Raw genomic sequence first — 13,294 nt, forward strand, 5'->3', positions numbered from 1 at the left:
CCCGTGCCCTGCACGTCGTGTCCACTCCCCCCGAAGGCACCCCGCGGGCCGTGGAACTGACGCAGTCGTGGGACAGCAGCGCGGCGGAACGGGCCGCCGACGCGCTGGACGCGCTGCGCACCGTCGAGGTCCCCGTGGGCGCCGTGCGGGCCGCTCTGCTGATCCTGGCCGACCTCGTGCGGCGGCCCGGCGAGAGCGAGGAGATGCGGGCCGCCGCCCGGGACGTGTGCGCCGTCCTGGCCGGGCTCACCGACGCCCTCACGGCCTGACGGGGCTCCCCGGGGGCACCCGGGCACGGGCGACCGGGACCGCGCCACGGGGTACGGTCGGCGCCATGATCGACAGCGCCCACGGGCCGAACCCCGCCCCCGACCCGGCCCCCGGCCCGGTCACCGCCGACGACCTCGCGCTCGTCCTCCGGCTCGCCGCCGCCACCCTGCGCGGCGTGCCGGAGGACGCCGACTGGTCCCGGCCCGCCGGAACGCTCAGCTGGGACTGCTGGGCCACCGTCGAGCACCTGGCCGACGACCTGCTGGCCTACGCGGCCCAGCTCGGCCCCCAGGACCCGCCGCGGGACCGCTACGTGCCGTTCCGGTCGGTCCGGCTGTCCCCGGGCGCGCCGAACAGCTTCGTCTACGCGCAGCCCGAGAGCGGCGCGGACGGGCTGGTCCAGGTGCTGGAGGCGAGCGGCGCGCTGATGGTCGCGATGGCGCGCACCACCCCGCCGGACACCCGCGCCTACCACCCGTGGGGCCTCGCCGACCCGGCCGGGTTCACCGCGATGAGCCTGGTGGAGACGCTGGTCCACCTGCACGACGTCGCCGAGGGGCTCGGCCTCGCCTGGGAGCCTCCGGCGGACGTCTGCCGGCGCACCCTCGCCCGGCTCTTCCCCGACGTGCCGGCCGTCGGCGCCGCCGGACCGTGGCCGACCCTGCTCTGGGCCACCGGGCGCGGCGACCTCCCCGGCCGCCCCCGGCGCACCGACTGGCGCTGGGACGCGGCGGTCCGCCCGGGCGGGTAGCCCCACCACGTCACTCCCCGCCGGGGGTCGGCGCCGCGCACGGCGCCGGCAGCCGACCGGAGACACCGGCGCCGAGGTGGTCGAGGCCCACGGTCCGGCCACCGTCGACCGGCCGGTCCGCCCCGGCGCGCCGCACGGTGGGATCGTGCCGCTCCGGGTCGTCTCCGAGCAGCCCGCCGAGCCGCGGAGCGCCGGCGAGGCGTACGCGGGGTCGCCGACGACGTGGAAGCGGGGTCACCGGCGGCCATCCACCGGGACTTCGTCGGCAGCCGCACCGGCCCGGAGGCGATGCTGTGCCCGGTCGGACCACGGGCTGCGCCCGGCGGCCGGGCGGGAGTTCGGCTTCGGCGAGTACCGGACGCCCACCGGCACTTCCTCGCCCGCGACGCCGTCGCAAGGGTCGTCGTCCGGGTGGCCGGACGACACCGGGCCCCGCCGGACGCCGTCGCAGGTCATGGGCGCTTGGCCGGTTCACCCGTCCACGTTCTATTGTGGCGGGCGCGGCGACGACGCGGCCGGGAGGCGGCGCGCGGGCGCGGCCGGGCGTGAAGCGAATGGGGTGGACGGTGGCGGGGCGGCGGAACGACGGGGTACTGGCGGTCTGGGCGGAGACGCAGCGACAGGAACAGCGCCGGGAGGAAGCCCGGTGGCGCGCCCAGACGGCCGAGCAGCGGCGGCGCGAACGCGAGGAGCGCGAGATCCAGCGGGCGGCCGCCCGGGGCGAGCGCGAGGCGGTGCGGGCGTACCAGCAGTCGCGGGAGGCGGAGGCGGCCCGGCGGACGGCGGAACTCGACGACCGGGTCGCGGAGTTGAAGGGACTGCTGGCAGCGGGCCTGGGGCGGCCGGCGTTCAGCCCGCAGGCCCTGCTGGCACCCGCCGCGCTGCCGCCCTTCGAACCGGGCCGGCTCGGCGAGCCGGTGCCGATGCCCGATCAGGCGGACTACCAGGTGCCGCCGCCGACCCCCGCCCAGGCCCGCAACCCGGGGGTCCGCCAGCAGTACGAGCAGTACGTGGCGCAGGCCCGGACCCGGTTCGAGCAGGACTGGTACGCGGCGCAGGCGGCCGAGGCGGACCGGCAGCGCCGGCTCGCCGAGTACCACCGGCAGTACCTCGACTGGGCGGCCCAGCACCGCCGCCAGGACGAGGACCGGGCTTCCCGGACGCAGGAGTTGCTGCGCCGGCTGCGCGACGGCGAACCGGACGCGGTGCAGGAGTACTTCACCGCCGTGCTGTACGCCTCGGCGGGCTGGCCGGAGGGGTTCCCGCACCGGCTGGTCGCGGCCTGGGAGGCGTCGACCCGCCAACTGGTCGTCAACTGGGAGCTGCCCGGCCCGGACGTCGTCCCGGCCGCCGGCCGGGTGCGGTACGTGAAGTCGGACGACCGGGAGGCCGAGGTGGCCCGGCCGGCCACCGAGCGCAAGGCGCTCTACCGCGAGGTGCTGGCGCAGAGCGCGCTGCGGGTGGTGGCCGAGCTGTTCCGGGCGGACGCGGACGGCACGTTGGCGTCGGTGGTGCTGAACGGCTTCGTGCGCGGCATCGACCCGGCGACCGGCCGGGAGGCCGAGCGCTTCCTGTCGACGGTGACCGTGGACCGGTCCGAGTTCGCGGGTCTGGCGCTGGACCGGGTGGCCGCCGTGGAGTGCTTCCAGGGGCTCGGCGGCGTGCTGTCCGCCCGGCCGGAGCGGCTGGACGAGGTCCGGCCGGACCGGCTGCCGGAGACGGTCGGCGGCAACGTCGCCGGTCAGGGCGGCGAGGACGAGCCGGACCTCTTCGAGATGGACCCGATCGAGTTCGAGGAGCTGATCGCCGAGCTGTTCCGGCTGCGCGGCTTCCGGGTGATGACCACGGCACGCAGCGGGGACGCCGGGGTGGACGTGGTCGCCGAGGACCTCGACCCGGTGACCGGCGGACGGATCGTCATCCAGGCCAAGCGCTACCGCTCGACGGTCTCCCCCACCGCCGTCCGGGACCTCGACTCCACCGTGCGCCACCACGGTGCGATCAAGGGGATCCTGGTGACCACGGCCGGTTTCGGCCCCGGCTCCTACGAGTACATCCGCAACAAGCCGCTGACGCTGGTGAGCGGGCCGGAGCTGGTCGAGCTGCTGGCCGAGCAGGGCCTGCGCGGCCGGCTCGGCGGCGGCGCGAACGGCGAGGGCAACGGCGGCGGCGGCAACGGCGGCGGCGCGAACGGCGGCCGTCCCGGGGCCGGTCGGGCAGCCGGCCACGGCTCACCCGCCCCGGCCGACGGCGCCGAGCCGGACGAGCGTCCGACCCTCCTGCGGCTCTCCTGGCAGAGCCGCACGGCCGGCGGGGACGCCGTGGAGCTCGACGTCTCCGCCTTCCTCTGCGCCGACGGACGGGTGCTCGACGACGAGCACTTCGTCTTCTTCAACAACCCGCAGGACCCGGACGGCGCGGTCCGTCTGCATCCCACCCGCTCGGTCCCCGGCGAGCCCGCCCGGGAGGCCGAACTCAGCCTGCACCTGGGCCGGGTGGCGGCGGGGGTGGACGAAGTGGTGGTCGCGGTCTCCACCGAGGAGGAGGAGTCGCCCGCGCTGCCGCTCGGCTACGTGCACGGGCTGGCCCTGACCGCCTCGTTCGGTCCCGGCGCCGAGGGCCCGGCGCACTGGGCGGCCGTCACCGGCGGGGTGTCGGACAGCGCCCTGGTGATCGGCTCGTTCCACCGCAAGGGCGGCGACTGGCAGTTCACCCCGGCCGGGACAGCGGTGGCGGGCGGCCTGGCCGGGCTCGCCCAGCACTGGGGCGTCGCGGTCGAGTGATCCGCCGGACGGCGGGGCGCCCGGGCGCCTCAGGGACCGAGGTCATACCTGAGGAGGAGCGGGCCCCCCGCCGGACCGTCGGGACGGCGGGGGGCGGCCGTACCCGCGGGCGACACTTCGGACCGGAACGGATTGGGAGGATTGAACGGAACCCGATCATCCCGTTCCGTCCCCGCAGGAGTTCCCCCGTGACGATGTCCGCAACCGCCGTCCGTACCGGCCGGGCGGCCGCCCGCGCCACCGGCCTCAACAAGGTCTACGGGGACGGGGAGACCCGCGTCGTCGCGCTCGACAACGTCAGCGTGACGTTCCCGCAGGGCGAGTTCACCGCCATCATGGGCCCCTCCGGCTCCGGCAAGTCCACCCTCATGCACTGCATGGCCGGCCTGGACACCGTCTCCTCCGGCTCCTCCACCATCGGCGACACCGAACTCGTCGGGCTCAAGGACAAGCAGCTCACCCAGCTGCGCCGCGACCACATCGGCTTCATCTTCCAGGCCTTCAACCTGCTCCCCACCCTGACCGCCCTGGAGAACATCACCCTCCCCATGGACATCGCCGGCCGCAAGGCCGACAAGGCCTGGCTCGACCGCGTCGTCGACACCGTCGGCCTCTCCGGCCGCCTCGGCCACCGCCCCAGCCAGCTCTCCGGCGGCCAGCAGCAGCGCGTCGCCTGCGCCCGCGCCCTCGCCGGAAAGCCCGACATCATCTTCGCCGACGAACCGACCGGCAACCTCGACTCCCGCTCCGGCGCCGAAATCCTCTCCTTCCTCCGCAACTCCGTGCGCGAACTCGGCCAGACCGTCGTCATGGTCACCCACGACCCCGTCGCAGCCGCCTACGCCGACCGCGTCGTCTTCCTCGCCGACGGCCGCATCGTCGACGAACTCGCCGGCCCCACCGCCGACACCGTCCTGGACCGCATGCGCCGCTTCGACGCCAAGGGCCGCACCAGCTGACCCCCCGCCGACAGCAGCCCGCCCCACCCCAGACTCCAGGACACCCCATGTACCGCACCGCACTGCGCAACGTGCTGGCCCACAAGGGCCGACTCCTGATGACGGTCCTCGCCGTCATGCTCGGCACCGCCTTCGTCGCCGGCACGCTCGTCTTCACCGACACCCTCGGCAACGCGCTGCGCTCCCAGAGCGCCAAGAGCTACACCGACATAGCCGTCACCATCAGTGACCGCAGCGCCGTCGACCGGGGGTACGACCTCAGCGGCGGGAGCACCACCAACCCCACCCTGACCGAGTCCACCCGCAAGGCGGTCGCCCTGCTGCCCGGCGCCGCCGAGGCCCGCGGCGTGGTCACCGGCTTCGCCGGCATCGCCGACCGCAAGGGCGCGCTGATCGGCGACGGCTTCTCGACCACCGGCACCAACTACGTGCCGGGCGCCGACGGCACCGACCCGCGCTACCCGCTCGTCGACGGCCGCGGCCCGCGCGGCTCCGGCGAGGTGGCGCTGGACGTGAAGACCGCCGACAAGGGCGGCTACAAGGTCGGCGACACCGTCCGGGTGGCCGTCAACGGCCCGGTCATGGAGCTGAAGCTCACCGGCACCCTGCACACCAACGACCCGCGCGTCGTCTCCGGCGGCTCGCTCGCCGCCTTCGACACCGCCACCGCCCAGCAGCTCTACCTCAGCCCGGGCCGCTTCGCCGAGATCGACGTCAAGGGCAGGCCCGGCGCCGACGACCGCGCGCTGCTCACCGCCGTCCGGCAGGCCGTCCCGCAGGACGACTCGATCGAGGCGAAGACCGGCCGCGAGCTGGCCGACGAGCAGGACCGGATGATCCAGGAGGGCACCAAGGGCATGAGCGGCGTGCTGCTCGGCTTCGCCGCGATCGCGCTGTTCGTCGGCATCTTCATCATCGCCAACACCTTCACCATGCTGGTCGCCCAACGCACCAAGGAGCTCGCCCTGCTGCGCGCCGTCGGCGCCAACCGCAGGCAGGTCACCCTCTCCGTGCTGGTCGAGGCGCTGCTGGTCGGCCTGACCGCCTCGGTGGCCGGACTGCTCGCCGGCATCGGCATCGCCACCGGCCTGCGCTCGCTGCTGAACGGACCGATGGAGGCCAACCTGCCGGACGGCCCGCTGGTGGTCGCCCCGTCCACGGTGCTCGTCTCGGTCGCCATCGGAGTGCTGGTGACGGTGCTCGCCGCCTGGCTGCCCGCCCTCCGCGCCTCCCGGATCGCCCCGGTCGCCGCGATGAGCTCGGTCGAGCAGCCGGCCACCCAGAAGAGCCTGCGGGTGCGCAACACGATCGGCCTGCTGTTCGCCGCGGCCGGCGTCGGCGGCCTGCTGGCCGGCGCCGCCGGCAAGGAGGGCAAGCTGGTCGGCGCCGGCGCGGGCGCGCTGCTGATCGGCGTGTTCGTGCTGACCCCGTTGCTGGCCCGGCCGCTGATCGCGCTGTTCGCCCCGCTGCTGCGCAGGCTGTACGGGACGCCGGGCAAGCTGGCCCGCGAGAACGCCGTGCGCAACCCGCGCCGCACCGCCGCCACCGCCTCGGCCCTCACCATCGGCGTCACCCTGATCACCGCGCTGACCGTGATCGGTGCCTCGGTGAACAAGGCCGTGGACGAGGAGACCGAGAACGACACCAAGGCCGACTACACCGTCGCCATGCAGAACTCCTCGATGCTGTCCCCCGAGGTCGCGACGCAGGTCGCCCGGACTCCGGGCGTGAGCGCGATGAGCGTGGTGCGCACCGTCCTGGTCGGGACCGGCGCCGGCGACGCGGCCGGCACCGGCGACCGCGACGACCGCGAGGTGGTCACCTCGGTGGACGCCGCGACCATCGACCAGCTGGCCACCATCACGGTGAAGGCCGGTAGCGCGGACGCGTTGAGGCGGGGCGAGCTACTGGTCGGCTCCGGCACCGCCGACCGCCTGCGCCTGAAGCCCGGTGACCCGCTGGCCTTCACCTACCCGGACGGCACCAAGGGCTCGCTGACCGTCGGCGGCGTGCTGGAGGCCGGCACCGCGCTGGCCGGTCTGGTCGCCCCGGACTCCGTGGTCGGCCCGCACGCCGCACCCGGCACCGGGCCGCAGAAGGTCCTGGTCAAGGGCGTGAACGGCGCCGACGCCAAGCTGAAGCAGGCCCTGCGCGACGCCACCGGCGGCAACCCGCTGATCGCCGTCAAGGGCGAGAAGGACATCAAGGCGGAGAACCGCCAGCTGGTCACCGCGGTGCTGAACATCATGTACGGCCTGCTGGGGATGTCCGTGGTGATCGCCGTCCTGGGCGTCGTCAACACCATGGCGATGTCGGTGTTCGAGCGCCGCCGGGAGATCGGCATGCTGCGGGCGATCGGCCTGGACCGGCGCGGCATCGGCCGGATGGTCCGGCTGGAGTCGCTGATGATCGCGCTCTTCGGCGGCGTGGTCGGCGTGCTGCTCGGCATCGTGACCGCCTGGGCGGGCACCCGCACGATGGCTGACACCTTCAAGGGCATCACCACGGTGGTGCCGCCGGTCCAGATCCTGGGCTTCCTGGTCGCCGCCGCCGTGATCGGCCTGCTCGCCGCCCTCTGGCCGGCCCGCCGGGCCGCCCGGATGGACATCCTGGGGGCGATCAAGAGCGAGTAGCGCCCCGGGAGGGCCACCGACACCGAAGAGCTCCGCCCGCCGGGAAGGACACCGGCGGGCGGAGCTCTGTGCATGAACGATTCGTCAGCGGTGGGTCCGGTCAGCAGCCGTTGAGGATCGAGGAGAGGGTGCTCTTCTCGGCGGTGTCCACGGAGAGGCCGTAGAAGTACTTCACCTGCACCCAGGCGCGGGCGTAGGTGCAGCGGTAGGAGGTCTGCGGCAGCCAGTGGGCCGGGTCCTGGTCGCCCTTGGAGCGGTTGGAGCTCGCGGAGACGGCCAGCAGCTGCGGGCGGGTCAGGTCGTTGGCGAAGGCCTTGCGCTGGTCCGTCGTCCACGCCCAGGCACCGGAGCGCCAGGCCTCGGCCAGCGGCACCAGGTGGTCGATGTCGAAGGAGGAGGCGTTGGTGGTGGTCGCGTTGTCGTAGACCGAGGACCAGGTGCCGCTGACGGAGGCACAGGCGGAGTCGGTGACCACGCCGCTGCCGTCGCGCTTGAGGACGGTCTCCCGGGTGTTGCAGGTGCCGGCGATGGTGATCCAGTGCGGGAACAGCGTCCGGTCGTAGGTGTCGTCGTGGGTCTCGGCGCCCGTCGCGATGGAGGCCAGGTAGGTGCGGGCCGTCGCGGCCGAGACCGGGGTGGGCAGGGCGGCCTGGGCGGTGCCGGCGCCGGCCAGCAGCGCGGTGAGGGCGAGCAGCAGGGCGCCGAGGGCGGCCGGCAGGGCGCGGTGCGGCGTGCGTATCGCAGGCATACGGGGACTCCAGGGTCGGTGTGCGGGCAGGCGGAAGCCCCCGGGCGGAAGCGGCCCGGGCTGGCAACCAGCATGGCGCGTCGGGGGTTTACGCGGGTAGACCCTGGGATGAACTTTTTGACTGGTGGTCAGCTCGGCGCGGGGTACCACGCGGGCGCCGCGCGGCGCGGGGCGCGGCCGCACGGCGCTGTGCGGTGCCGTACGCGGGGGGAGCAGCGGGCGGCCGGCACGCCGGGCGGCGCCCCCGGGGGTGATGACGGGGATCGGTCCCGCCGCCCTCGCGGTCCTCCTCCTGGCGTACGGGCCGCCGCGGTAGCGCGGCAGTCCGCGGCACCGTGGCCGGACGGGACCCCGGACATGCCGAACCGCCCCGTCCGGCGGGGGCCGGGCGGGGCGGTTCGGGTGCTGTGCGGTTGCTGTGCGGGTGGCCGCCGGTGGGCCGTCAGGCGGCGGTCTTCGCCGGTCCGGCGTTCGCGAGCGGCTTGGCCGGGCGGCCGCCGAAGAGACCGAAGAAGATCGCCAGGGTCGGGATCAGGTAGGCCGCCCAGACGACCAGCTGGAGGACGGTCGGGTCGGGCTGGAAGTTGAAGACGCCCTTCAGCAGGGTGCCGTACCAGCTGTCCTTGGGGATGGTGCTGCTGATGTCGAAGGCCTGGCTGTGCAGGCCGCCGAGCCAGCCGGCCTCCTGGAGGTCGTGCACGCCGTAGGCGAGCACACCGGCCGCGACGACGACCAGCATGGCGCCGGTCCAGGTGAAGAACTTCGCCAGGTTGATCCTCAGCGCGCCCCGGTAGAACAGCCAGCCGAGCACCACCGCGGTGGCCAGGCCCAGGGCCGCGCCGATCACGGGGTTGTAGCCGTCGTCGGTGGCCTGCACCGCCGACCAGATGAACAGCGCGGTCTCCAGCCCCTCCCGGCCCACGGCCAGGAAGGAGGTGACCACCAGCGCGAAGGTGCCCATCGCCATCGCCGCGTCCAGCTTGCCGTGCAGCTCGGTCTTCAGGTGCCGGGCGGTGCGCCGCATCCAGAACACCATCCAGGTGACCAGACCGACCGAGATGATCGACAGCGAGCCGCCGAGCGCCTCCTGCGCCTCGAAGCTCAGCTGCGAGGAGCCGAACTGCAGGACGGCGCCGAAGGCCATGCTGAGGACGACGGCCGCCACCACGCCCGACCAGACCGGCAGGAGCTTGTCCTTGCGGCCGGTCTTGACCAGATAGGCGATCAGGATGCAGACGACGAGGCTCGCTTCGAGGCCCTCGCGCAGGCCGATCAGGTAGTTGCCGAACACGCTGGCTCCTGGGGGTGAAGAGGTGGTACGCGGGTGGGCGGGAGCGCCAGGTCAGCCGAAGAGGGCCTGGCCCCACCACTCGCCGGGCTTGCGGACGCCCGCCGGGCAGGCGAAGTGGGCGGAGCCGACGTGCTGGATGTACTCGTTGAGCTTGTCGCTGGAGGCGAGGCGCTGCTGGAGGGGGACGAACGCCTTGCGGCTGTCCCGCTGGTAGGCGAGGAAGAACAGGCCGGCGTCCAGGCGGCCGAGGCCGTCGGTGCCGTCGGTGAAGGAGAAGCCGCGGCGCAGGATCATCAGGCCGCTGTTGCTGTCCGGGTGGGCCAGGCGCACGTGGGAGTCCTCGGGCATCGCCTTGAGGTCCGGCGCGTCGTGCTCCTTGGGCTTGCCGTACGGCGCGCCCTCGCCCTTGGTGCGGCCGAAGACGTCCTCCTGCTCCTTGAGCGAGGTACGGTCCCAGGTCTCGATGTGCATCCGGATCCGGCGGGCGACCAGGTAGGAGCCGCCGGTCATCCAGTCCGGGCCCTCGCCGGGGGCGACCCAGACGTGCTCGGCGAGCTTCGCCGTGTCGCTGCCGGCGATGTTGTGGGTGCCGTCCTTGAACCCCATCATGTTGCGCGGGGTCTGCGCGTCCGGGGTGGTCGAGGACGTCTTGCCGAAACCGAGCTGCGACCAGCGGATGTTGACCGTGCCCATGCCGATCCGGGCCAGGTTGCGGATCGCGTGCACGGCGACCTGCGGGTCGTCGGCGCAGGCCTGGACGCAGAGGTCGCCGCCGCTGCGCTGCGGGTCGAGCTTGTCGCCCTTGAAGTTCGGCAGGTCGATCAGGGCCTCGGGGCGCCGGGCCTTGAGGCCGAACCGGTCCACGCCGTCCTTCTCGAACAGGCCGGGGCCGAAGCCGATGGTGAGGGTGAGCCGGGAGGCGGGCAGGCCCAGGGCCTCGCCGGTGTCGTCCGGCGGTGCCTCGGGCAGGCCGCTGGCGGCGCCGGTGCCGACCTCGCGCCCGCCCGTCATCGCGGCGGCCGCCTTGGACCACTCCTTGAGCATCTTGACCAGCGACTCGCGGGTGGCGGTCGCCGAGACGTCGAACGCGGCGAAGTGCAGCCGGTCCTGGACGGGCGTGGCGATGCCCGACTGGTGCTCGCCGTAGAAGGGGATGTTCGCGGGGGTGGCCGCCGGCGCGGGGGTGTCGTCGTCCTGCCGGGTGGCGGCGGCCACCGAGCCGACCCCGGCGGCGCCGATCGCGACGCCCGCGCCCGCCCAGCCGATCACGGCCCGGCGGCTGATCGGGCCGCGGTCGGCGCCGCCCCGCCCACTCGCGGCGGCGTCGGCGTCGGTGCCGGCCGGCGTCCCGCTCTGCTGCTGGTTCTCGGCGTCCATCGACGGGCGGCCCTTCTCTGCGCTGACTCACGGATGCCGTGGCGGCCACGGGGCCGCCACGGCGATGTGGTGGAGGCTAACCCGGCTACGGGAGCCGACACCTCCTGGGGTCCTGCTTGTCGACCGGTACTGCGTGTCGACCGTTACTTGACGACGACCGCGGCGGCCAGCTTCGACAGCGGCTCGCCCAACGAGTTCACCGCGTCGGAGAAGGTCTTGCGCTCGGCCTCGGTGACCTTGTCGTAGGAGGTGTAACCGCCGTCGGCCTGCTTGTACTTGGCCAGCAGTGCCTGGATCGCGGTGAACTCCGCGTCCAGGGTCTTGGCCAGCTCGGCGTCCTTCTCCGAGGCGACCGGCTTGAGCAGCTCGTAGGCCTTCTGCGCGCCCTCGACGTTGGCGGCGAAGTCCGCCAGGTCGGTGTGGCTGTAGCGGTCCTCCTCGCCGGTGATCTTGCCGGTGGCGACCTCGTCCAGCAGCTCCTTGGCGCCGTTGGCCATGCTGGTCGCGGTGATCTCGGCCGCCGGGATCTTCGTCTGCCAGTCCTTCAGGTCCGTCACCAGCTGGTCGGCGAGCTTCTTCTCGTCGTCGCCGATCCTGGCGTCGGCCCAGAGCGACTTCTCCAGCTTGTGCCAGCCGGTCCACTCCTGGCCGGGCTCCAGGCCGTCCTCGCGGGTGTCGGTCTTCGGGTCGATGTCGCCGAAGCTCTCGGCGACCGGCTCGGTGCGCTCCCAGCCGGTGCGCGACGGCGCGAAGAGCGACTTGGCCTTCTCCAGGTCCCCGGCCTTGATCGCGTCGGCGAACTGCGTGACCACCGGGATGGTGGCGTCGGCCTGCTCCTGGGCGTACGTGCGGTACGCGTCCACGGCGGCGGTCAGCCGCGGGTCGGTCGAGGCGCCGGAGGAGGCGGCGTCACCGGTGACGGTGATCTTCTGGCGGATGCCGTCGCCGACCATGCCCGGCTTGCAGGCGATCTCGTACGAGCCGGCCTTGATCTCGGCGGTGATCGACGCCTTGGTGCCGGGGCCGATGTTCTCGCGCTCGGTGATGATCTTGTCACCGTCGCCGTAGACGTAGACCTCGGTGGTCTTCGAGCCCTTGTTCGCGATGTCGATCACGACGTGGCCGGCCGGGAAGCTGGTCTTGGAGACCTCGCAGGCGCTGTCGGTGGCGTTCACCTTGACGGCGTCGGCAGAGGCCTTGTCGTCCTTCTTCTGCGAGCAACCGGCCAGCGCGGCGGTCGCCACAGCGAGGGTGAGCAGCGCGGCTGCGGTGGAACGACGGGCGGACATGAGGGCTCCAGCGGGGAGGACAGGCGGTTCCGGGCATGGCTGAGCGTGGGTACGGGAACCGGGGCCACCGGTGCCCCCACCCACTTAGCTAAGGCATACCTTAGGGATATCTGATTTTGCCGTCTACACCGGGGCCGCCTTCGATCCGCGCAGGTGGGGGCGGGCCAGGCGGCCACGGTGCCGTCAGCCCACCGACCAATTCCGGCCACCGCCGGTGGCCCGTCCCACGCCCCGCCCCGCCCGGGAGCCGCCCGGCGCGCGGGCTCAGCGGCCGGGCGCCCGGGGCACCGAGGTGCTCAGCGGCCGGGCGCCCGGGGCACCGAGGTGCTCAGCGGCCGGGGGTCCGGGGCACCGAGGTGCTCAGCGGCCGGGGGTCCGGCGGGCGGCCGCGCGGGCGCTCCAGCGGCCCTCGTGCCGGCTGATCCGGATCGGGTGGCCGAAGCAGGCGCTCACCAGCTCGGTGGTCATCACCTCGTCCACCGGCCCGGCCCCGACGCACTCGCCGTCACGCAGCAGCAGCGCGTGCGTGGTGCTCTCCGGCAGCTCCTCCAGGTGGTGCGTGACCAGCACGCTGGCCAGCTCGGGGTGCTGATGGCGCAGCAGGTCCAGGCTGTCGAGCAGCAGCTCGCGGGCCGTGAGGTCGAGCCCAGTGGCGGGCTCGTCGAGCAGCAGCAGCCGGGGGCTGGGCATCAGGGCGCGGGCGATCAGGGCCCGGCCACGCTCCCCCTGGGAGAGGGTGGGCCACGGGGACTCCGCCATGGCCGTCATGCCGAGGGTCTCGATCAGTCGCTCACAGCGGTCGAGCTCCTCGGGGGACGGCTTGCGGTGCAGGTCCGGTTCGATGGTGTTGGTGAGGCCGGTCAGCACCACCTCGCGGACGGAGAGCGGCGAACGCAGCGGGTGGCGCGGGTTGACGTGACCGAGGTGGGCGCGCAGCTCGCGGATGTCGACCCGGCCGAGCCGGCGGCCCAGCACGTCCACCGTGCCCCGGGTGGGGTGGGAGACCGCGCCGAGCAGCGCCAGCAGCGTGGACTTGCCGGCGCCGTTGGCACCGAGCAGCGCCCAGTGTTCGCCGGGCTCGATGGTGAGGTCGATCCCGCGCAGCAGGTAGCGGCCGTCCCGGACGACGTCGACGTCCCGGGTGCGCAGCAGCGGGCCGGCGGGCAGCGGTTCGGACGTGCTCATGGCGGGCG

At 73.8% G+C, this 13,294-nt stretch carries 10 protein-coding genes; 5 read left to right on the forward strand and 5 right to left on the reverse strand.

Annotation, left to right across the window (positions count from 1 at the left end; all coding sequences use genetic code 11):
• Positions 1 to 17 precede the first annotated feature (17 nt).
• The 5 genes from OG618_RS05295 to OG618_RS05315 all read left to right on the forward strand — a co-directional run bounded on the left by OG618_RS05295 (position 18) and on the right by OG618_RS05315 (position 7,396).
• A complete protein-coding gene (locus OG618_RS05295; protein ID WP_329486008.1) occupies positions 18 to 269 on the forward strand; it encodes a hypothetical protein in 252 nt (83 codons plus the stop codon).
• A gap of 65 nt (positions 270 to 334) precedes the next feature.
• Positions 335 to 1,021 (forward strand): maleylpyruvate isomerase N-terminal domain-containing protein, encoded by a 687-nt coding sequence (locus OG618_RS05300; protein ID WP_329486009.1) that lies wholly within the window; start codon positions 335 to 337, stop codon positions 1,019 to 1,021.
• A 554-nt stretch (positions 1,022 to 1,575) separates the two neighbouring features.
• A complete protein-coding gene (locus OG618_RS05305) occupies positions 1,576 to 3,804 on the forward strand; it encodes a restriction endonuclease (protein WP_329492017.1) in 2,229 nt (742 codons plus the stop codon).
• Between the two features lie 188 nt (positions 3,805 to 3,992).
• Positions 3,993 to 4,763, forward strand: coding sequence for an ABC transporter ATP-binding protein (locus tag OG618_RS05310; protein WP_329486010.1), 771 nt, complete (start codon positions 3,993 to 3,995; stop codon positions 4,761 to 4,763).
• A 47-nt stretch (positions 4,764 to 4,810) separates the two neighbouring features.
• Entirely contained in the window at positions 4,811 to 7,396 is a 2,586-nt protein-coding gene (locus OG618_RS05315; RefSeq protein ID WP_329486011.1) for an ABC transporter permease, read from the forward strand.
• Between the two features lie 100 nt (positions 7,397 to 7,496).
• On the opposite strand, the gene OG618_RS05320 is transcribed toward OG618_RS05315, so the two are convergent.
• The 5 genes from OG618_RS05320 to OG618_RS05340 form a co-directional block, all read right to left on the reverse strand.
• Positions 7,497 to 8,144, reverse strand: coding sequence for an HNH endonuclease family protein (locus OG618_RS05320; RefSeq protein WP_329486012.1), 648 nt, complete (start codon positions 8,142 to 8,144; stop codon positions 7,497 to 7,499).
• A gap of 442 nt (positions 8,145 to 8,586) precedes the next feature.
• Positions 8,587 to 9,435 (reverse strand): iron uptake transporter permease EfeU, encoded by an 849-nt coding sequence (gene efeU / locus OG618_RS05325; protein ID WP_329486013.1) that lies wholly within the window; start codon positions 9,433 to 9,435, stop codon positions 8,587 to 8,589.
• A 51-nt stretch (positions 9,436 to 9,486) separates the two neighbouring features.
• On the reverse strand, positions 9,487 to 10,812 hold the full coding sequence (efeB, locus tag OG618_RS05330; RefSeq protein ID WP_329486014.1) for an iron uptake transporter deferrochelatase/peroxidase subunit: 1,326 nt from the start codon (positions 10,810 to 10,812) through the stop codon (positions 9,487 to 9,489).
• A 143-nt stretch (positions 10,813 to 10,955) separates the two neighbouring features.
• A complete protein-coding gene (efeO, locus tag OG618_RS05335; RefSeq protein ID WP_329486015.1) occupies positions 10,956 to 12,101 on the reverse strand; it encodes an iron uptake system protein EfeO in 1,146 nt (381 codons plus the stop codon).
• 360 nt (positions 12,102 to 12,461) lie between these two features.
• Positions 12,462 to 13,286, reverse strand: a complete 825-nt coding sequence (locus OG618_RS05340; protein WP_329486016.1) for an ABC transporter ATP-binding protein — start codon at positions 13,284 to 13,286, stop codon at positions 12,462 to 12,464.
• Between the last annotated feature and the right edge of the window lie 8 nt (positions 13,287 to 13,294).

The organism is Kitasatospora sp. NBC_01246 (genome assembly GCF_036226505.1).
Taxonomy (GTDB): domain Bacteria; phylum Actinomycetota; class Actinomycetes; order Streptomycetales; family Streptomycetaceae; genus Kitasatospora.

Excerpts from the sequence above, each read along its gene's own strand:
- OG618_RS05300 (WP_329486009.1), top strand. The coding sequence starts at position 335 with ATGATCGACAGCGCCCACGGGCCGAACCCCGCCCCCGACCCGGCCCCC.
- OG618_RS05305 (WP_329492017.1), top strand. The coding sequence starts at position 1,576 with ATGGGGTGGACGGTGGCGGGGCGGCGGAACGACGGGGTACTGGCGGTC.
- OG618_RS05315 (WP_329486011.1), top strand. The coding sequence starts at position 4,811 with ATGTACCGCACCGCACTGCGCAACGTGCTGGCCCACAAGGGCCGACTC.
- OG618_RS05320 (WP_329486012.1), bottom strand. The coding sequence starts at position 8,144 with ATGCCTGCGATACGCACGCCGCACCGCGCCCTGCCGGCCGCCCTCGGC.
- efeB (WP_329486014.1), bottom strand. The coding sequence starts at position 10,812 with ATGGACGCCGAGAACCAGCAGCAGAGCGGGACGCCGGCCGGCACCGAC.
- efeO (WP_329486015.1), bottom strand. The coding sequence starts at position 12,101 with ATGTCCGCCCGTCGTTCCACCGCAGCCGCGCTGCTCACCCTCGCTGTG.
- OG618_RS05340 (WP_329486016.1), bottom strand. The coding sequence starts at position 13,286 with ATGAGCACGTCCGAACCGCTGCCCGCCGGCCCGCTGCTGCGCACCCGG.